The following is a 20,896-nucleotide window of genomic DNA, read 5'->3' as shown; positions in this document are numbered from 1 at the left end:
TTTTGAAAGTACCGCTTCGCGAGGCTGTTGAGTCAAGACCCAACCTGCTTTTTTATATACAAAATAAAGTGTTGCGCTCGTCTACTTCATCAAGCAGCGCCCCATTAGGATAATTGCTTATGAAGTTTATACCGGCCTCAATTTCTTTGAGTTGTTTATCGCCTATAAAGCGTGCATCAACATAAGCACTATACGCTGTAATTGTCGCTACCAATGCAGACGCAATGGTCATTCCTACTGCGAAAAGGGCCGCACCTAATGGTCCAGTAGTTATAGCCATTCCAAATAGAACAACACCCAAAAATCCTACAGTAGAGAAGATTGAATTCGTAACTATATTAAGCCCAGAAAAACACTTATCTAATTTTTTATCCTCCGCAATCTTTGCTTTTAAAAGCGTAAATCGATTATTCAATTCATTAGAATATAAAGCGGGATTGAAAGAACGATTGGAAATCGCTTTTTGCATTACTCCCTCAACGCATGCATATAGTGAATCAGTCTCTTGTGTCTTGGTGATCGCTTTTAACTCACAAAGACTTGTTATGATTCTTGAGCCATGCTGCTTTAATTTCAATAAAGACTGATATTTATCTCGTTCCCAGTTCAAAGTTTCCCTAGCCGAAAGCTTTGCATCAATGCTTTTTTCAGAGGGTGCTTTAAAGAAACGGGGGAAATATACTTTGGCAAAGAGAATCATAGTAAAATTAATGTGAGTAAGATTTATGCGCATTATAAAAATTTAATATTCCTTTGCAAGCAGCAGCCCGCAATTTTTTTACTTAGAGATGTAAGAAAACTGCGTGCGACAAACGCAGCGAACGAATTTTAATCAATTATTACTAAGCAAAAGTTTTATTTTATAAGCTATTGTTTTTTTTGATCATTTATAGGAAAAAAGATCATTATAATTCCAAAAGGAACTTCAAAAGCCCAAAATAATATATTTTTTTACTAAAAGTATTTTTTGATTATAATGTGGGCCAAATTTTTATTATAGGACCAAAAAATGGCTAAAAATACTCTTTTTAATTTCCTTTCCCAAAATGAAGATATTGTCCGTTTACTCCCCGAACATAGCTTAGTATTAGATTTCAATAAAACCAGCCAGCACTATTATTACCGTATCGAACTTCCTATAGAAAAATTTATGGTAGAAGACCAAGAAAACCATTATCTACTGGATAATCATCACATTAGTGTGTACGAGAATGAAAATCATAATAATCCCAAATTAAGCCAATATCATTACACTGCCGAATTTATAAACCAATCAGGTGAACGCTATCGTCTTCATGTGTACTTCAATGCGTTCGATGAATTAATCCAAAACATTGCCTTTGAGCAAGAAACTGTTGATGGTTATAAATTGGTTGATAGTAAAACTATGCGGAACCAATTAATCATTTTGGCACTGAAGCATACAGAGCCTCTAATCAAGGAATTGAGACAACAACATTATGAAAAAATTAAAGGTTTAGAAGCCCATTATAAGGATTGTGATAAAAAGCTCGAAAAATATTTTGATTTAGATCAGAAAAATGCAGCCGAAATTTTAGCAATAACAGAAGAAGCGTGTAAGGTATTAAAAGAACTTATTCCTCTTATTCGCTCTTCAAGCTACCCAGGATTTCTTCGTTTTCATGAAGCCAGTGCTCGTGCTCTTAAGAAAGCCCTTGAACACATTACCAGCACTCAGAAACCAGATAGGAACGGGGTTGAAGCGAGTGAGGATGTTCAAGATATTGCGGAAGAAAACTCTAATACCCAAGATGAATCCCCTTTACAAGGTGACCTACATGATGAAGGTGATCCCAAGGAAGCTCCATTCTCGCATGAAAAAATGCGCCAAATTACAAAACCAACAAATTTGGTTATTCAGCAGTTAGAAAAGGAAATCAGGACATTAGGGACTCAATTCGAAGAGCTGAGTATGGCGCCTATGGAGGTTCAGGCTAAAAAAATCGAACAATTACTGGCTAAAACCTATGAAATTAACCTAACTTACGAACATCAAATCAAATTGAATGATTTACATCAGTTACAAAAGATACGTCGAGATTTACAAAAACTTGAAGCTGATTTATTACCTAGTTTACTGTTCAAAGGCCAATTTGAGCTGGCTGCCTTATTAACTTCAAGCCACCACATGTTACGCGCTGAAAAATTCCTCTCTGTTGCGTTACAAACACGCAATACAAAATTGCTTGATTTTATTTTGACACATGGTGGTATTGATATAAACAATCAACCCGTTACCGTGCACCATCATGCATTTCCATCTGCTGTACACGCCTGTGTGCAAGGAGATAGCCCTTCAAATCCTATGAGTGAATGTCTCTCTGTTCTTATTAAACACGGTGCATCACTATTTGCCCCCGACAATAAAGGACTACCTCTTGTTTATTCAATACTCACCGGTGACATGCATCCACTGCGTAAAGCATTATTTATGAATCGCTCCAGAACGATTGAGTCCATAGACTTTTTCAAAAAATTGATTGCCTTGCTGAGAGCCTGCTTAACACAAGATAGCCTTAGTGAAAATGAAAAAAACACCATAGAGCTCGACTTGAAAAGCTTTGAGTATCAATTGGAGATTTTGCAAAATGCCCATCTGGAAGATCCAAGCTCACGTTTTTTAATGAAACGTGCAAACCATCTGGAAGAAAAATACCTTGGGGTGTTCATAAGTAAATTGCGCCAAGATTCTGATGTAATGGAATTAAACCAAAAAGTTCAAAAAGCTGCTGCTGCGTTAAATTCTAAACTCAGTAAGGCCCAAAAAAGACAAGCAAAAATTCTTTTATCGAATAATCTCGAGGATTTGGAGAAGATTTTAGACGGAATCGATGTAATGAGCTTTGATTTTGATTTCCTTAAAACTCAAGTTCTAAAAGGTTTTAACAATAACTTACAATTGATCGAGAAACAATCACTGCTCATCGATCTTCAGAAAGAGATAAAACGTCACCATAATAGCAAAAATAGAAAGTACAAAGCGCTACTGAGGGAACAAAATGAATTACTACAAGAAATAAGCGAATTAGAGAAAAAAAATCCTTTGCTGCAAGCTTTTGAAGCGATGGACAATTCTTCACAAGTTTTGGAAGGACTTGCCTCACTGAGTGAACAGCTTAAAACCCTAAGTCAAGATCTTGAATCTTTAAAGGGAATGGGTAATTTATTGACTCAATTTTCCGGTATATTTTCCTCCCCATCCAATGACGCCACGGCTCTTTCCTCGACTAAAGACTACGACTCCGAGGAAGATGAGGCAACACCAGTGGACTTCGAAAAAGTATTTGAAGATCTCGGCTCACTCATTAAAAAATCTTCATTTTAATCAGTATAGGATAGAATTGTAGCCTGGGTGCAGCACAGCTAACCCGGGTTTTTTTACTGACACCCCGAGTGTAACGAGGGTTATGCTGCGTTGCACCCAGGCTCAATTCTGATCTTTGAAAATTAAGGCAATGCAAAATGCCAATTCATTGCTTTTGACAAACCTTCGAGCATGATTTCACCGCGGATGCTGTTGCCTTTCGCATTGACTTTTGGGCTGAGTACCACAATTCCTGCTTTGCCAGGAACAACCGCGATGGTATAGCCGGACACCCCACTTTTCGCGGGCATCCCAGTTTTGACCATATGGGTTCCCGTTTCATCATAGAGTCCACACGTTGCCATAATCGCTAAGGTAATTTTAGTGGTTTCAGTGGAGATGATTTGTTCCCCAGTGTCTGGGTCTCTTCCTGCATTGGCTAATAGTGTAGGCAGGAAAAGCATTTGTTCTAACTTGGCTTCATAAGAACAGAGGGCAAAATATAAATCCAAGGTTTCATGAACATCCGCGGCAAGATTACTTCTGCTTTTGAGTAAATAGGCAAGAGCGCGGTTTCGATTTCCTGTTCGTTTTTCAGAAGCAAAAACTAAAGGATTAATGCTGAGGCGTTGATTGAATAATTTTTGTGTCCAATATTCCAACCATCCAAATTGTTGCTCACCCTTTCCTGGAATATGTGAGCATAAGGTAATCGCCCCCGCATTCAACATGGGATTTGAGGGTTTAGGACCAAATTGTTCCAAGCGGGTAATTGAAGCAAAATCGTCCCCAGACGGTTCTACCTTAACCCATTCGAACACTTGATCCCCATATTCTTCAAGTAGTCCAATCAAAGGAATCATCTTGGCTGTACTTTGCAATGTTACTGGATTCAGCGGGCTGTTGCTGAAAGAAAGAGGCTGCCCACCCAAGGGTTGCACAGCAATTGCAGTTAAGTCTTGATTCACATTAGCGAGCTCTGGAATGTAATCTGCAGTTTTACCTTCTTGATTCAACTGTGCGGCATAAACTAAATCTTCTAACAAATTGACTGTAAGCAATGATGACATAGGACCCTTAGACTGAAAAAGCAGCCATTATGATAAATTTAGCACATTAAAACAAATAAATTTGCAAAACGAATTAATTAAAAACTTAATGAGGAGTAGAGCATTTAAAGGAATTCGCCCTCTGGACAATGATGCCGTAAGTCAGGACAAAGCTAGACCTTACTTCAAGCACGTTACACGCCTTATGCGTGGAACGTAATGAGTTTGGGTGTTAATTTGTGGAGGTATCTGCTTAGACTGTAGTGATTAAACCATTACAGTTTGGTTAATTTAATAATATTGTTGTAATAGCTGGTATAACTATCAGAATTGAGTGGTGAATAGTTTAAATTCTTTAATAAGCCCGTCAGTTTCACAAAAAAATTGCGCGCCTCTTCTTTCTCAGTAAATTCATATTCTTTCGTAATAATGTCAAACAGAAGATTAAAAAATTCTTTTTGTCGCTGCATGGGCACAGAAACATTGTAAAAGCTATTGAAGCTTATTATTAATATAGTGCAAATTGCAGAGCTTTCTCAGTGTGCGAGACAATCAGTTTTTGTATCCCATCGACCGTCACAACTTTTGATCACTTGGTCTTTTAGTGCGTTTTATCCTTTTCGAGCGAGTCTCTCCAAGCCTGCTCTTCAGATTCAGTCTCAAAAATTTCTGTATCTGACTTTTCTGATCGATCTACCGCTACTTTTTCATGTTTAGGAACTGGCATACTACTGGGTTTATTCTTAAGCTTATTAATGCGCTCCACGGCATATGGTTGGGGATTGAGATAGCTTTTCATAAAAGTCCTTTTAATCATGAGTGTGTCTCTAAGTATAGTCCTTTTAGCAAAAGATCATTTACGTGAACGTATGCGTGCCCGTGAGCGTGTCCGGAAAAGGATTGTCTCTGAGACCGTGCATATTTGCTGATAATTCCAATGAGCGGGTTTATTAAAAATCGTGTCTATGCTCACCACAAAATAGGTACAATCTTTTTCGGGCGCGCTCACGGGCATGCATACGTTCACGTAGGTAAGTACGCCGTGTGATGGACAGAAGCACATCTGCCCTTGAGTAGCTTTATTGAAAACAGCTAATTCGCTCTTGGGGAACGGCCATTGTATGATGCGACTCGAGCGCCCCATTCCAACAGATTTTTATTGCAATCATCTTTATCTAAAATCACTTCGATAAAGCATAGGGCGTCTGTTTTTTTTGCTTCTACGATTGCATCGAGAAGTGCTTGATGCGTAGGTGCTTTAAAAGCCCTGGCTTTAGCTTGATCTCCATTAAAAACATCCACTAAATCAGCATAATGCCAATTGTTAATCACATTATACGGACCATCATGAATTTGCACCTCAATCGTATAAGAAGCATTATTCATTAAAAAGATAATTGGTTTATAACCATAACGAATGAGGGTTGACAGTTCTTGAGCACTCATTTGGAATGAACCATCACCGATCAAAGCAATAACGCGCTTTTTATTATGAAGCGCGGCTTGCATGCCCAGAAGTGCGCCTACTGACCAACCAATCGATCCATATTGCATTTGAATTTCAAACGGACAGTTTTCGGGTAAATTGAGACGCATGCCATTGAACCATGAGTCACCCGTCTCCGCCAAAACTCCATAATCACTACTTAAAAGCTTCTGAATTTGTCCAAACAAGAAGCGAGTAGTGAGCGGTGAATTTAAATCGTCCGGCTCTTGATACAAGGGCGCAGATCCTGCAATACGTTTGTATGCTTTAACCGAAGCATCATTGAATTTCAATTTGTCTTTTAAACCACGCAAAAACTCATTCATATACACTTCGGTGTATACTTTACCTGCAACAGAAACACTTCCATCGGCAATAACGATGAGCTTCTTAGGCTGAATATTACACACATGTCCAACAGTCGTATAATCGTTAAAATTGGGCCCTATAAAGAAATAGAGATCACTCGATTCTACAATTTCTCCACATCCAGGAGAGCTTACTGGTCCCCAGTAAATGCCAATATAATTGGGATGTTGTTCCGAGATAAAGCCCTTAGCATCAGGCATTGCTGCTAGGGCATAACCACAGGATTGGCTTAGGACTTCAATCATAGCGGTTGCTTCACAAGAACGCGATTTACTTCCAGCGACCAACACCGGCTTGACTGCGGCATTAAGTTGATTGGCTGCATCGTCAATTGCGGCAGCAAGAGAGGAAGTATCGCTCAAACGCTTGACGTTAAGCGCCCGTTGTGTCGGTGGGGAAACATTTGCTCCAGCAATATTGCATGCAATTTCAATATAAACAGGTTTTTTCTTTTCAAGTGCAATCGCAATCGCCGTATCAATTTGCATGGGCGCATCACTTGGCCTATGAATAAAAACACTATGTGCTGTAATTTTCGCAAATATTTCGCGAACGTAACTGTAATTTTCCGTTGCCAGGGTATGGTGTAAAATCTCAGCATCCTGCACCGAGTTCGTATTAGGTCCCCCCGAAATAACAATGATCGGCAAATTCTCAGCGTAAGCACCAGCAACCGCATTAACTGCGCTTAAGCCCCCAACGCTATACGTCACAACCAGTGCAGAAACGCCTTTGATGCGCGCATAACCATCTGCAGCATAACCTGCATTCAACTCATTGCAGCAGTTGATCATTTTAAGCGAGCTATTTTTGAGTAGTTCGTCTAACAAACCCAGATTATAGTCCCCAGGAATTGCAAAATAATCACTCATTCCTAACTCTTGAATACGTTGGGCGAGATAAGTGCCTACAGTAGCCATAAGGAATCCTTTTCATTGAAATACTGAGAGAGAATTAAATTCATTATGGCAGTGGGTTGTTCTTTCTTCAAGGAATTCTTCGAACTTCGCTTTCCCTTGATTTACCTATTGGGATCACTAAAAAATCGCTTTTCAAAGGACGCAAGTTATAGCTTATTTTTTAAATGGTCAACAAAATACTCCCCTATTCTACGCAAAACATAAGTGTCCATGAAATAAATAGAATGGTTCGCATTGGGTACTAATAACATATCAAAATTTTTATCTGCCTTAATCAAAGCATCAACGAGTTGCATCATATTAGCTGGGTGAACGTTATCATCTAAATCACCATGAATTAAAAATAAGTTACCCTTCAATTGGTCCGCCAGAAGATAATTTGATTGTGCAGTATAATCTACATCGCTTGGCAAACCGTGATATCGCTCGCCCCAAAATGCCAAATAGCTCCGTAAATCTTGTAAGCCAGAAATACAGACGCCCACCTTATAGAAATCAGGATAAGCCAATAATGCTCGCGTTGCAGCATATCCTCCTGCTGACTGCCCCATAATACCAACCCGATCCCTATCAATATATGAATACTGCTTTGCTAAATTTTTAATGACTTCGATATGGTCTTCTAATCCTCCGGCAGTTTCTAAATGCTGATAAGAGTACTCATGAAACTTTTTAGAGCGAAAAGGGGTGCCACGTCCATCCACATTGATAACGATAAACCCTAATTCAGCTACACTTTGAGGCCACCAACAACCATGTATGTATTCTGGAAGGTCAGAACAATACGTTTTAGGTACACGAGTCAACTGTGGTCCAGGATAAATTTCATCAATGATTGGATACTTTTTCTTTGGATCAAAATCAGTAGGGAAATAGATAAGGCCATAAAGATCAGTTTCCCCATCAGCACCTTTAAGGCAGAAAGGCTGAGGCTGCTTATATCCCAATGCAAATAATTGGGAAAAATCGGCTTTTTCCAGGGTGACTATCTCATGACCATTTTTATCGCGTAATTTTGTTACTGGTAGGGACTCCATAGACGAATAATAATCGACAAAATATTCCTGTGTTGGTGAGAAAACAATCGTGTGATCTGCTGTTTCTGGGGTCAGCAATTGCACCTCGCTCCCATCCAAACGAGCACGATATAAATAACGGAAATAAGGATCAACACCTGGTTCTTTGCCATTACCCAAAAAATAGATCCACCGATTGGTGCTATCGACATGGAATACCTTGCGTACCATCCATTCGCCTTGAGTTACCGGATTTTTTACTTGTCCAGTCTGTAAATCATGTAAATATAGATGCGCCCAGCCGTTCTGATCGGATAACCAAATAAACTCATTCGCGGCTTCGAGTATGCGTGTGTAATTCTGCCACAGAATGAGCTGGCTGGGTTCGACATACCCTGTGGATTGTTCCGTTAAAATAACCCGCTGGTGTTCTGTAGCAACATCCAGTTCACATAAAGAAAGTTGATGATTTCCCCGTTCCTCTCTTAAAAAAAAGATTTTTTTACTGTCGTCACTCCACCAGACATAACCTGCCTCAATCGGAGACCCAACTAATGCGGGCATCAAGGGAGGTAAATCAAGAACTCGCAGCTTCTTTTTTGAGACGTCAATCAAGCACAATTTAATTTCTGGAATAACTTTATCCCCGACAAAAGGAATATGTGCCTCAAAAACTTGCGGACGCAAAGAACCATCTTCTGGAGCATGTTGTAGTAAAGGTAATTTTTTTACATGCTCTTGATTGCATTGGAATGTCACAATCTTTTGTGAATCAGGAGACCAAAGAGCCATAGGTGGAAGGACTACCTGCATACGACGCAGGGTTAACGAGGTTAAATTCGTATCCGGAGAGGCAGCATATGCATTGGCTGTACTGCCATCTGCAGTCAGTTGATATTCTTTATGCTCATCCAATGAAAAAAGAAATAGATTATGTTCTTTGCTGTATATTTCCCAACGCTGATCCGGTGAGCTGATTCGTGATGCGATTGAACTAGGAACAAATCCCCAAATTTCCATAATCGTAGGACAATGGGACATGGTCGTTTGCTTTGATGTATCCGCCATAAGCTCAAGCGTCTGAGTTGTTCGATCATATTGAAAAATAAATTGCTCAATATAAAGCTGTAAAATTTGCTCGTTAAAAAAATCGACCTTATTGATAGGCAATGCATGAACGTTTACTTCTCTCTTTAATTGTTCAGAAATTTTTTTTGCCAGTAATGAATGGTCAAAAGCAAGCCCTTTCTTTTTGCTTTCTAGATTAAAAATAAGATACTCATAACCTTCTGCAGTATCATGACGATAGCAAATAAGCTTTTCACTGGGTGACCATGCGATCGCAGGTTGTAAATTCTTGATTAAACCAACAACATTTTGAGGAAGAAATTTTTTTGACTTCTCGTAACGCTTTGCTCTATCTTTTTCCATAATTAGGCTCATTATTTTTGATTTTGTTGCATTTTGGCAATCATGTCACTTAAATCACTGTATACCCAAGCTTCAACAATTTGATTCTTATCATCCAAACGAAAAATGGTAATGCCACTATAGAATACAGGCATCCCTGTTGCAGGAATTCCTGAAAATTCACTTCGATGGGTTCCATGACCATGCCAGCGCGTCACCACTTTATCGCCACTCACAATCAAGTCATCAATAGAATGCATAAGATCGGGAAACGCCTTATACCATTGCAGCAAGGCGTCTTTAAAATCTTGCAAATTTGCTGCTTGCTCATAGCTAAAATGAATTGCTGTCTTTGCTGAAAAGAGCTCATCGGCTACCGCAGCATTTTGCTGATTCCACATTTCATCAAAAACTCTTCTAACGATTCTTTCCATTGCTGTAGTAGTCATGTTTTTTGTTCCTTGATGGGCTCTCACACTATTCGCTAATGTTTAAGTATTATCTTTTTAGTGAGTATCTAACATTATAGCTCACTTGTTCATTAGCGAATTTATGGGGTACAAGACTTGCTTAGTGTAGTTGCAGCAAGGACTCCCACTGCTGCCGCAGTTAATCCCAATGCTAAAGCAGGCCTAAAAAAACTAAATTGATTGGGTTTCCTTTCTACTCCATGCATTTTCGGTTTTTGAGTCATTGTCGTATCGTGTGCCAAACTTGCATCCATAAGCATAGTCGGCCCTTGTGGTGGGCTTGCGTTCACAACGATTCCTTTGCGTGCTCTGATAGTTACCTTAGAAAAAGGAATGTCATCCTTTCTTGCTTCCATGGTGTAATCACCGGGTGGAACATTGAGGAAGGCCACTCCGCCATCCAACGAAGTCTTGTCTAATGTTCGGATAAAAGGATTTGTTTTGTGGACAATTGGAAAAATACCAAAATAAAATGTTCTTACATCTACTTTAGGGGATAAGCTAACCGTAACCCCCTCGACTCCTTGAGGAATATCATCCATGGTCGTATTAGGAGGCGTCACGGTCGCGGCAATTTGGCACGCTTCCGGATCTTCAGTTTCCCCCATAGCAAAAGCAAGAAATTTATAAGCCATGTTTGAAGCAACTTGGAATGAAATATTTTTTAAGAAATCTTCATTGTTTATTCCTTCTGGAGGGACAATCAAAGTTGCTGTTTGTGTTGTCTTGTAACCAGTCCAAAAAGATCCAGGCTTCTCAAAAACTAAAGTAATGGGCTCTCCAACAGTCCATTCAATCGGTCCAAACTTTCCGGAAGAGTCCGTCTGAAATTTTAGTTGCTTATTTTCAAGGACGGTAATTGTTGCATCCGCAATAGGCTGACCGGATATAAACGAACGAGCAAATCCAGATACAAATGCTTTCATAATAAGTTCCTTTTAAAAATTGATCCCTTAAATAATTATTCCGTACTCTAATGGGTTCTGTGAAAAATAGAAAGATTCAATTACAGTAGATAAAAATAAAAATGCTGCTTAATCAGTATCTTGTTCAAGGTGAAAAGCTAAATAGGAGCTTAGCTTGGGTAAAATAAATTCTGGTTTTAGCTCTTTAAAAAGCTCAAGCGCATTCTCCTTAAATTCTGCGTCGGGAGTATTCGCATATAACTCCGTCTTAAAATCACAAAGATGAACAGCAACATGATTTAAGTCATCTTCAAAAGTAGACCAATCATGTTTATTTATCCAGGGAGAAAAAACCGTAAACGAAGGTTTGTTTAGGGCTTTAGCGATATGGATCGCGCCACCTTCATTACCAATAATTGCATCACATTGATTCATTATGGCAATAAACGTTCTTAAGTCATAATTGGATAACTCAAAAAATATACTTTTTTTCGCGTCATCATTACATAACTCATAGACTTTTTGCGCTTCCTCTTTTTGGTGAGGCAAAAAATTAAATAAAATATTTACATCCACCTGACTTGCGATTTGATTCACTAAAGCTGCCATGTACTCCAGGGGGTATGTTTTTAAAGGACAACTCCCAACAACATTAAGCATGAGACTTTTTTTAGTAGGAATATGATGTTTCTTAAATAAAAGTGCCGCGTTTCGTTTTTCATCCTCAGAAAGATAGATCTGCGGATAACGATCCGGTAACACATTATTTAAAAATGGTTGAATTAAAAGAAGCTTTAAATCAATTACCCGGCCAGGTTGAGTAACCTTTACTGCTTCCCGGGAAAGATTATCGGTATATAGAAAAGTTCTATATTTTTTTTTGTAGGAAATACGACGTTTTGCTGCACACAGCCAAACAATAATCCAACTTTCCAACTTGGTGTATGCATCAATCACAATATCATAGTGTTCTCGTCTGATTTGCAAAGCAAACTTTATAAAAGCGCGAGCATTTGTCCTATGCTTTGGATGAAGAGTGATGACCCGATTAATGTTAGGATTTCCTTCGAGTACAGGCAAAGCCTCTTTATTCACTAAATAATGAATCTCCGCATTTGGCATTATTTTTTTTAAGTTATTACAAATAATACTACTTATTAAAACATCACCAATTTTTTTATGTTGCATGACCAATATTTTCATTTTTTCATCTTATTAAAACTAATCGGTAAAGAGCTTGCAATTTCAATACTCACAGTTTCCACCTACGATGAACCCACCACCATTGTTCAGGATGTTCGAGAATTAATTGTTCTAATTTTTGGTTATAGCGTAAGGTATTATTGTAGATTGCTTGTTCTTCATTCGGGTGAAGCTCCCATGACATAGCGGGATAAAACTCCAGCACATGTTTCCCATCGGCTTGGCGATAGCACGCAAGAGGAACCACCGGAACTTGATATTTACCTGCAAAAAGAGCCAAACTTCGGAACGTTCCTGCCTTAGCATGAAAGAAATTTACGGCAATACCTTCTTTATTTTTAAGTTCAGCATGCTGATCCATGGCAAATAAAATCGTTTCTTTATTTTTTAGTGCCTTGATTATTTTTAGCGGGGCTCCAGTTTTATCAATTCGTTGTGCACCATAACGAAGATTACGGTTAAAAATAAGTCGTTCAAGCCACTGTATTCGAATAGCCTTCCTAATTATCCAAATAGGACCTATTAAAGATTTCAATTGAGAAAGTACCAGTGAAATAGTTAACTCCCAATTCCCTAAATGTCCCATAAGAAGAAAACATCCTTGCCCTTGTTTTTTTGCTTCCAAAAGATGCTCAATCCCTTTAATTTCCACGCAATTATCAAAGCGTGCATACCAATCCATAAAGATTAACTCTTTTATAGTAGAAGCCACATGCGAATAGAACGCCCAAGCCAAATGCTTTTTCTCTTTTGAAGAAAGCTGATTCTTAAAAACTCGATCGATATTTTCCAGTACGATTTTTCGACGTATCGGTAATAAATGATAAAATAGAAACCCTGAAATACTAATGCGACACTTACTTCTCAACTACATCTCCTACGACATCACCACCGCTTATACGACCAAAGCCACTGCTCAGGATATGCAAGCAGCATTTCCTCCAGTCTTTTATTATATTTTTCCGTATTTTCCAGATAGGCTTGTTTTTTGTCTTTAGAAGCATCACTGGGAATTTCAGGGTAAAATTCGATAATGTGTTGTTTTTTGTTTAGTCTATAAAAACTAACAGACAATACAGGACAATTCAGACGATGGGTTAGATAAGCTAGGCTTCCATAGGTTTTACTTGATTGTCCCAAGAAACTGGTTCTTAAACTGGACTTACTATGACACGGTGGTCTTAAATCAAAAGGGAAAAAAACAACATTTTTAGTTCTTAATGCAAGACGGGTCTCAGCAAGAGCATTATTTTTGTTAATTATTTTAAAGCCCGCTTTTTCAAAACGGCCCCAAAAAATAGAATTTAAAAAACGGAGTCGCAATGATTTACGAACACAATAGAAATAATGTGTTCCTTTTTCAACCTGATTCAAAGAGAAAAGAGGAGCAAATTCCCAATTACCCAAATGTCCCGTTAAAATAAGCACGCCATTTTCTTTTTTGAGGGCCTTATATAGATGTTCGACTCCAACAAGTTTAACCCTTTTCTCCAAATTTTTTTTACTGAGGAAGTTCATTAAAAAAAGTTCTTTGAAGCAAAGAAACATGTGTGAGTAATAGGCAATAGTAATACGTTTCTTCTCATATGCGGAAAGGAGGCCGTGGAATACCCGCTCAATATTTTTTTGAGCCATGCTGTACTTCGCAGGCATTAGGAAGTAAACAATCCATCCCACCCAATTCACTGGAAGCATATTAAAATTGCGTTTCAACTCGAGCATATAGCATCCTAAATCGGTAGATTGAAACAAGCAGAAAATTTGCTCACGCAGTCTACCTGCGGTAGTTTAGAAAGTAAAATAGTATTTGGCTTTTAGATCCCTGTTCAGTAATATCAACCCATTAAAAATCTATCGCATTGAATCATTATGGATACACTCAAAATCCCAACTCGGATTGCAATCGTTGCCGGAGAAGCTTCCGGAGACTTATTAGGCGCAGGATTAATACGGGAGTTAAAAAAATACCTGCCACATATTGAATGGATGGGGATCGGTGGTCCTGAGATGATACGGGAAGGTTTTAACTCCATGATCACTATGCAACGCCTTTCTGTTATGGGGATTAGTGATACCCTACTTCATTACCCCAAATTATTTAAAATCCGGAAAACGCTCTATAAAGAATGGCAGAAAAATCCACCGGATGTTTTTATTGGCATTGATTATCCTTATTTTAATTTATCGCTGGAATTGCGTTTAAAAAAACTGGGGATTAAAACAGTACATTTAGTCAGTCCCAAAATCTGGGCCTGGCGGCAAAAAAGAGTTTTTTACATCAAGGAAGCCGTTGATTTAATTCTTACTTTATTTCCTTTTGAAGAAGCTTTATATAAGAAATTCGATGTCCCAGTACGCTACATCGGTCATCCTCTTGCTGATCACATTGAGCTAGATATTGATGCAGAACCCATCAGAAAGCAATTTGGTTTTTCATCTCAAGATAAAATAATTAGTGTCCTGCCAGGAAGTAGGGCCAGTGAAATAAAATACATGGGGCCTTTGTTTCTTGACGTCATGCATGAGCTCACGGCTCAGATGCCTGAACTTCAGTTTATTGTGCCAACAGCCAATGCCAATCTAAAAGCTCTTTTTTTACAACAAGTAAAGAATAAGGGTTATGATTTAAAACTTAAGATACTGGATGGACAATCTCGTGAAGCCATGCTTGCTTCAAATTTTGCCTTGGTCAAATCAGGAACGGCTACATTGGAGGCAATGTTATTAAAGCGTCCCATGGTTGTTGCATTTAAATGGAGTGCTTTGAATCACGCCATCATCGCCCCCCAGGTTAAAATACCCTTTATCTCGTTACCTAATATTTTAGCAAACCAAAAATTAATTCCTGAGTTTATCCAATCAGAAGCATCAGCCAAGCCGATTGCACAAAAAGTAGTACAGCTGTTAAACGCTCCAGATGCCGAGGAACTAAAAAAGCATTTTACATCGATACACCACTGCTTAAGACAAAAAGCAAATGAAAACGCCGCCTTAGCTATTTATCAACTTCTGGAGTCTTCTCGTTCTTAATTCTTTTTTTTAAAAAGTAGGTTTGTCTGTGCCATTCACGGTCGGGAAGAGCAGGATATCCTCCCACGCGCGCGCCTGTGTCAACATCTTGAAGTACGTTAGAACCTGCTAAAACTGTTGCACGATCACCAATTGTAAGATGGCCAATTACTCCTACTTTACCCGCTAAAGTAACGTATTCACCTAATTTACTGCTGCCTGCAATGCCAACTTGCCCACAAAGAATGGATCCCTTGCCTATTTTTACGTTATGGCCAATTTGCACCAAATTATCCAAACGACACCAATCACCAATTTCGGTGTTCTCCATAGAACCTCTATCAATGCACGTATTAGCACCAATTTCGACATTATTTCCTATAACAACCCCGCCAGCTTGTGGTATTTTATAATATCCTTGCGCATCACCAGCAAAACCAAAACCATCTTGGCCAATACGAGCTCCTGGATAAATCAATACTTTATTTCCCATCACGGTATGGCTAATACTAACATTATTTTCAATGCAACAATCGTCACCTATGACTACTCCATCACCAATAAAAGTATTGACGCCAATTTTACAACGGGCACCTATGCGAACATGCTCACCAATATAAGCACCATGAGCGATATAACACTCTGCACCAAGGACAGCACTTGCAGCAATAAAAGCGGAGGGAGCAATAAAACTTTTAATCGAATCAGTTGGGTAAAAAACCTGTGCAATGAGTGCATAAGCTTTATAGGGATTAGGATGAACCAATAAATGCATGTGTTTGGGGGCATGGTGGACATAATGTGGTGAAATAATGCATGCTCCTGCTTGAGAGGTTTTTAACGCTTTTATGTATTTTTTATCATGCAACATAGAAAGATGATTTTCTTCAGCATTCGCAAGGGGGGCAACATCTGAAACATTATATGTCGCACTATCATGATGATGAAGTGATGCGCCAGAACACTCAGCTAAATAAGCCAACCTAAAAGGGCCTTTGGGAGTTGAAAAACGAAACGACACAATGTAGATACCTTTAATTAGTGAATCTTAACGATACAATCCACGAGTTGAACCTTTAAGAAATTGTATTATGTGGTGGATATCAATATTATCTGCAAATTCGGATTGTACTTGTACCATTGCCTCTGCAATACTTAATCCCTTATTAAATAAAATTTTATAAGCGCGCTTAATGCAACTTTTTGCTTCAGGTGAATATCCTCTTCGACGCAAACGTTCTACATTAATACCATATAATTTCGCCGGATTTCCTGAAACCAAAGCATAAGGACAAACATCTTTCGTGATTAAGCTAAGGGCTCCTATCATAGACATGCGACCCAGCTTAATAAATTGATGTAAACCACAAAGCGCACCCACAGTTACCCAATCTTCAATGACCACATGCCCACCGATAGCAACTGCGTTTGAAATGATATTGTGATTTCCAATAAGTACATCATGGGCTACATGGGCCGAAGTCATAAGAACATTATTATTACCAATGCAGGTCTTACCGCCCCCTCCTCTTGTTCCACGATTTATAGTAACGTACTCTCGAATAATATTATCATTGCCAATGAGTACCTTGCTGATCTCACCGTTAAATTTGAGGTCCTGAGGGATGCCTCCAATAATTGCCCCAGATCCTATCTGATTACATTCTCCAATTTCTGTCCAACCCTCTATGGTTACATGAGATGCGATTGATGTTCCTTGAGCAATCTTTACATTTTCACCAATAATAGAATAAGGGCCTATTGTGACATTAGAGCCTATTTTAGCACCAGGAGCAATCAATGCAGTTGGATGAATTTGATTCGGGGTAGGAATAACATTACTTGCTAAATGATCTAATTGACTCACTAGCATTTTTACCTCCACAACTTAAATCCGAAAACCACGAAGCTTTTAAAAGGTACATTAAATATTCAAACATAATGCACCTTAAAAAGCTTTTTAAATCTAAAAAACGAACTTCTGGGTATCACGTTTTTAGATTAACTCATGTAACTTAACTTAATAAACACATCACGAACAGCAAATCTTTGAGCAAAATAGACATTATTTTTAGTGATACTGCTACGTATTGAATCGGCGTTAACCTGTGACCAATATTGCTCTGTATTAATACCACCTTGAATGCCAAAACTGCTGCCATTCTTGAAAGGAATCTGTGCCGCAACTGCTAAATTCGAGCCTACTACAATAGAAGTCCAAAGAGTTGTTGGCGTAGATTGATCGTAACTATAATGACCATTGGTTGGGATAACTGGAACATTAGGAATGGCTCTTGCAGTATTTAAATCCTCATCCCAGCTAGAACTATATGAACCACCTAAAACAGACGCAGATACATCACCAAGTATACTAATATAACGATTTAGACTCCAAGTTGCACCCATACCAATTTGGGGACCAATTCCGAAATATTTTGCAGCGTAATCAATTTCGTCCTCTAATGGGACTAGAACTGTAGTAGGTGGAAATACATCCGTATCGAATAATGCCCATGAACCAGCATACTCAGCAGAAAATCCTTTTTTAAACTCAGTAGCCTTTATTCCATAAAAACGTGAGAATCGAACATTATTTAAAAATGAGTTTTGGAAATAATGATGGGTGAGTAACTCAACCGTTTGAAAATCATAATGAGAACTAACAGATGCGCTCGCATCGAGCATTTGCTGCCCATCAAACGATATACTAGTTACAGGATTATTTGCAACGAAATTTGTTTCATTTTGTACGATTTGACTTAATCGATTAGACAATACCCCATCAGGACCAGTATTATCGATATCGCTAAAACCTTTACTTTTTAAATTGGTATACGTCAAGGTGATATCATTGTCTGGACTAAATTTATAACCTACACCTACTAAAAAACCCCAACGTGAATCAAGGCTTATTTGGTGTCCCTCAATTGCACCATTAGCATCAAAGGTATCGGCAAATAAAGTTTTATTAATTCCTTCATCACTTAAAGAGCCATAGATTGGAGCCCCAGTAACGAAAAAGCCATGAGTAAGGTCTTGACCACCCCCCATAACGCCAGAAAAAGCCAAGGTACTATTCACAAGAAATAAGCTGAAAAAAAACTTCCTTTTTTGTTTTAAAATTATCACGTTCACTCCATTTAACAGATTAAATTAAATCAGAAATCCTCTGCGGCTATAGATTAACAGAATCTTATTGGTTGTCTACAGGTTTACATTAGCTCTTATAAGATAAAACCTTTGGCTTCATAGAGAAGAATAAAGAACTGAAATGAAATCCTTGCGAGGTATTTGATCTATTCTATTCCTTGATATTTAACTAAAACTTAAATAAGCTGAACCATCAAATACTTCAAAGAAAATAAGATTGCTATGGTCCATTTTAAAAAAATAATATTCTTTTTTTTCTATTTCTTTTTAAGTATTAATGCGTATAGCCAATCACAAAAAAGCCATCAGGAAATCCTAGTTAGTTATACTGATCTTGGGACATTTCCTAAAGAAGTGGCACAAATATCATTAAAAAAAATGCCTCCACTTGATGTGCTTACAGCAAATTACGATGTAACACTTTATAAAATTGTCTATAAAACCCCTGCACCTGATGGACATATGACTATTGCTTCTGGTCTCGTAGCTGTACCCTCAGTACCAGGTGATAAGGGAATTGTAAGTTATCAACATGGAACCCGATTTAACCATGAAGATGCTCCTTCCAGAATGAACGAAGGCGATGCGATTTATCCTGCTTTGTTTGCTAGTCATGGTGGTTATCTTACTGTTATGCCGGATTACCTTGGCTTCGGAGACAGCGAGTTAATTCTGCATCCTTACGTACAACATGAAACGCTTGCCAGCAGCAGTGTGAATATGCTTTTAGCTGCCAAAGAGCTCGCCAAAATAATCCATATTAAAGTAAATGATAAGCTTTATATCGGTGGTTACTCAGAGGGTGGGTTTTCTTCTCTAGTGATGTTTGAATTACTTGTCAAACAGTATCCAAACATACCAGTTACTGCGGTTGCATTAGGTTCCGCACCTTATGACTGGGATGAAACCATGAAGTTTGTCATGCTTGAGCCTGGACCAAGAGCAACTGCCTATTTAGCGTATTTTTTCTATTCCCTACAAACTTATAAAAACTATTGGACTGATTTAAATCAGATTTTTGTTAGTCCCTATAATGCCATTGTTCCAGAAGTATTCGATGGATTTCATTCCTCTAAAGAAATACTTAAGGCGCTACCTCAAAATCCAGCATTAATTTTTCAATATGAATTCTTCAATGCCATCTTAGATCATACAGATGGCAATTCAGAGGAGCTTAAGAACTATTTCAATCATTATGATTTTTCACCCACAGCACCTTTGCTGCTCGTTGGCACTAAAGGTGATAAAGATGTTCCTTATCGTGGTGCAGAACTCGCTTATGATCAATTTACAAAATACAGCAGTGCTGTCTTTATCCAATCAGTCAGTGACACACTCGACCATCGGGATGCTGCACCCTTCGTTTTTTATGAAATGCTCAAATTCTTTAAACGATCTCATTCTGAATAATGGGATCCGATCCATATTTTCTGCAAATTCTGAGATTAAGCAGGGTATATGTAGCCTGGGTGAAACAATGTGAAACCCGGGTTACGGTCCTTCAGACCTGCACCCAGGCTACAGTGATCACAAGCAACCTAAATTTTCGTTAAAAGATTGCATTTGGGATACTTATCCTATTTTAATGCACAAGAAACCGGACCGTTATCAAGTTGCAATTCATTACCACCAAAATCCGTCATAAATTGCCCAGCATAGGTTTGAGCTTGTTTGTTTAATTGCGCTGAAATGAAAATCCTTGGGCGATCTTTTTCATCATGATCCATGGCTACGAGCAATAAGTTTCCTGTTCGCATACTAAATCGCGTCACATCGACTGGATAATCAAAATCAATTTTAGGTAAATCCCCGATTTTATTCGGCACTACAAAGGAAATAGCATTTTCCATTCCTTGCATGTGACAAACAACCGTTTTTTGCGCAGCATATAATGCACCAGAACTGGCTAAAGCCAACAGCAATGAAAAATTCAGGCGTTTCATGACAATGAGCTCCTACTCTAGCTCGAAGGCTAATCCTTCTCTTTGAAAATAAATAATAACTTACATAGGCAGGAATTCACTAGAGTCTGTATCAATTTGCCAATCGTACCGGCATGTACGATTGGCATTAGCTTTGGATGATTTACGAAATCGAACAGCTTCCGGAACTATTTCCAGGAATTGAAATAGGATTGCATTTCGATTTACGACGTTCCTTTTGAGGGTCAGCTGTCACGTGTTGCGGTCCACTTTGTGCTACAGGGAACATTCTTGGTCCTTGACTTGGAACTGTTGTAGACACTGCCTGAGGAACATGCGGTGTAACTGTTCTTGTTGGCGCTTGAGGTACTACCTGCGGACCATTTTGTTTCGTCGCAAATATCCGTGGCACTTGATTAGGAACTGTTCTAGGCACTGCCTGAGGAACATGTGGTGCAACTGTTCTTGTTGTCGCTGGGGGGACTATCTGCTGACCATTTTGTTTCGCCGCAAATGTCCTTGGTCCTTGACTTGGAACTGTTGTAGACACTGCCTGAGGAACATGCGGTGTAACTGTTCGTGTTGTCGCTTGAGTTACTACCTGCTGGCCATTTTGTTTCGCCGCAAATGTCCTTGGTCCTTGACTTGGAACTGTTGTAGAT

Annotated in this window: 19 protein-coding genes; 3 read left to right on the top strand and 16 right to left on the bottom strand. The window is 38.7% G+C overall.

The features are described from left to right. Nucleotides 1-52: 52 nt before the first annotated feature. Nucleotides 53-610: a hypothetical protein gene (locus tag Lstg_RS13695; RefSeq protein WP_133129202.1), complete on the bottom strand. Its 558-nt coding sequence runs from the start codon at nucleotides 608-610 to the stop codon at nucleotides 53-55. Nucleotides 611-1,009: 399 nt separating this feature from the next. Here Lstg_RS13695 and Lstg_RS13690 point away from each other — a divergent pair, with 399 nt between their 5' ends. After that, nucleotides 1,010-3,346, top strand: coding sequence for a hypothetical protein (locus Lstg_RS13690; RefSeq protein ID WP_058478238.1), 2,337 nt, complete (start codon nucleotides 1,010-1,012; stop codon nucleotides 3,344-3,346). 122 nt (nucleotides 3,347-3,468) lie between these two features. Here Lstg_RS13690 and glsA read toward each other — a convergent pair whose 3' ends face one another. From glsA to Lstg_RS13640, 10 genes are all read right to left on the bottom strand, one after another. After that, nucleotides 3,469-4,395, bottom strand: a complete 927-nt coding sequence (gene glsA / locus Lstg_RS13685; protein WP_058478237.1) for a glutaminase A — start codon at nucleotides 4,393-4,395, stop codon at nucleotides 3,469-3,471. A gap of 254 nt (nucleotides 4,396-4,649) precedes the next feature. After that, nucleotides 4,650-4,844: a hypothetical protein gene (locus Lstg_RS13680; RefSeq protein WP_058478236.1), complete on the bottom strand. Its 195-nt coding sequence runs from the start codon at nucleotides 4,842-4,844 to the stop codon at nucleotides 4,650-4,652. A 131-nt stretch (nucleotides 4,845-4,975) separates the two neighbouring features. Further along, on the bottom strand, nucleotides 4,976-5,173 hold the full coding sequence (locus tag Lstg_RS13675; RefSeq protein ID WP_058478235.1) for a hypothetical protein: 198 nt from the start codon (nucleotides 5,171-5,173) through the stop codon (nucleotides 4,976-4,978). Between the two features lie 293 nt (nucleotides 5,174-5,466). Next, complete coding sequence (locus Lstg_RS13670; RefSeq protein ID WP_058478234.1) at nucleotides 5,467-7,149, bottom strand: thiamine pyrophosphate-binding protein; 1,683 nt, start codon at nucleotides 7,147-7,149, stop codon at nucleotides 5,467-5,469. Nucleotides 7,150-7,295: 146 nt separating this feature from the next. Beyond that, complete coding sequence (locus Lstg_RS13665) at nucleotides 7,296-9,596, bottom strand: S9 family peptidase (RefSeq protein WP_058478233.1); 2,301 nt, start codon at nucleotides 9,594-9,596, stop codon at nucleotides 7,296-7,298. Nucleotides 9,597-9,607: 11 nt separating this feature from the next. Then, a complete protein-coding gene (locus Lstg_RS13660; protein WP_058478232.1) occupies nucleotides 9,608-10,024 on the bottom strand; it encodes an ester cyclase in 417 nt (138 codons plus the stop codon). Between the two features lie 101 nt (nucleotides 10,025-10,125). Beyond that, complete coding sequence (locus Lstg_RS13655; protein WP_058478231.1) at nucleotides 10,126-10,971, bottom strand: hypothetical protein; 846 nt, start codon at nucleotides 10,969-10,971, stop codon at nucleotides 10,126-10,128. 108 nt (nucleotides 10,972-11,079) lie between these two features. Further along, on the bottom strand, nucleotides 11,080-12,153 hold the full coding sequence (locus Lstg_RS13650) for a glycosyltransferase family 9 protein (RefSeq protein ID WP_058478230.1): 1,074 nt from the start codon (nucleotides 12,151-12,153) through the stop codon (nucleotides 11,080-11,082). A gap of 49 nt (nucleotides 12,154-12,202) precedes the next feature. Next, on the bottom strand, nucleotides 12,203-13,021 hold the full coding sequence (locus Lstg_RS13645) for a lysophospholipid acyltransferase family protein (protein ID WP_058478229.1): 819 nt from the start codon (nucleotides 13,019-13,021) through the stop codon (nucleotides 12,203-12,205). A 17-nt stretch (nucleotides 13,022-13,038) separates the two neighbouring features. After that, nucleotides 13,039-13,875: a lysophospholipid acyltransferase family protein gene (locus tag Lstg_RS13640; protein WP_058478228.1), complete on the bottom strand. Its 837-nt coding sequence runs from the start codon at nucleotides 13,873-13,875 to the stop codon at nucleotides 13,039-13,041. Between the two features lie 147 nt (nucleotides 13,876-14,022). Here Lstg_RS13640 and lpxB point away from each other — a divergent pair, with 147 nt between their 5' ends. Further along, the gene (gene lpxB, locus Lstg_RS13635; protein ID WP_058478227.1) at nucleotides 14,023-15,183 is read left to right on the top strand and encodes a lipid-A-disaccharide synthase; all 1,161 of its coding nucleotides are present in this window, start codon (nucleotides 14,023-14,025) and stop codon (nucleotides 15,181-15,183) included. Here the strand turns inward: lpxB and lpxD are convergent. The 3 genes from lpxD to Lstg_RS13620 all read right to left on the bottom strand — a co-directional run bounded on the left by lpxD (nucleotide 15,149) and on the right by Lstg_RS13620 (nucleotide 18,291). Continuing rightward, complete coding sequence (gene lpxD, locus Lstg_RS13630; protein ID WP_172462840.1) at nucleotides 15,149-16,186, bottom strand: UDP-3-O-(3-hydroxymyristoyl)glucosamine N-acyltransferase; 1,038 nt, start codon at nucleotides 16,184-16,186, stop codon at nucleotides 15,149-15,151. The genes lpxB and lpxD overlap by 35 nt on opposite strands. A 24-nt stretch (nucleotides 16,187-16,210) precedes the next feature. Continuing rightward, nucleotides 16,211-17,035 carry an acyl-ACP--UDP-N-acetylglucosamine O-acyltransferase gene (lpxA, locus tag Lstg_RS13625; RefSeq protein ID WP_058478225.1) on the bottom strand — a complete coding sequence of 275 codons (825 nt, stop codon included), beginning with the start codon at nucleotides 17,033-17,035 and terminating at the stop codon, nucleotides 16,211-16,213. A 128-nt stretch (nucleotides 17,036-17,163) separates the two neighbouring features. Further along, nucleotides 17,164-18,291, bottom strand: a complete 1,128-nt coding sequence (locus Lstg_RS13620) for an Lpg1974 family pore-forming outer membrane protein (protein WP_058478224.1) — start codon at nucleotides 18,289-18,291, stop codon at nucleotides 17,164-17,166. A gap of 243 nt (nucleotides 18,292-18,534) precedes the next feature. On the opposite strand from Lstg_RS13620, the gene Lstg_RS13615 reads away from it, so the two are divergent. Beyond that, nucleotides 18,535-19,722 carry an alpha/beta hydrolase family protein gene (locus tag Lstg_RS13615; RefSeq protein WP_058478223.1) on the top strand — a complete coding sequence of 396 codons (1,188 nt, stop codon included), beginning with the start codon at nucleotides 18,535-18,537 and terminating at the stop codon, nucleotides 19,720-19,722. 167 nt (nucleotides 19,723-19,889) lie between these two features. Here Lstg_RS13615 and Lstg_RS13610 read toward each other — a convergent pair whose 3' ends face one another. Together Lstg_RS13610 and Lstg_RS17940 are read right to left on the bottom strand one after the other, a co-directional pair. Further along, nucleotides 19,890-20,255 carry a hypothetical protein gene (locus tag Lstg_RS13610; RefSeq protein ID WP_058478222.1) on the bottom strand — a complete coding sequence of 122 codons (366 nt, stop codon included), beginning with the start codon at nucleotides 20,253-20,255 and terminating at the stop codon, nucleotides 19,890-19,892. Between the two features lie 142 nt (nucleotides 20,256-20,397). Next, nucleotides 20,398-20,896 (bottom strand): hypothetical protein (locus Lstg_RS17940; protein ID WP_202972793.1); only part of this gene is annotated, 499 nt, incomplete at its 5' end.

The sequence above is a fragment of the Legionella steigerwaltii genome, from assembly GCF_001468065.1.
Lineage (GTDB): Bacteria > Pseudomonadota > Gammaproteobacteria > Legionellales > Legionellaceae > Legionella > Legionella steigerwaltii.
Note: the sequence above shows the minus strand (reverse complement) of the source record. Positions and strands in the feature narration are given on the sequence as shown.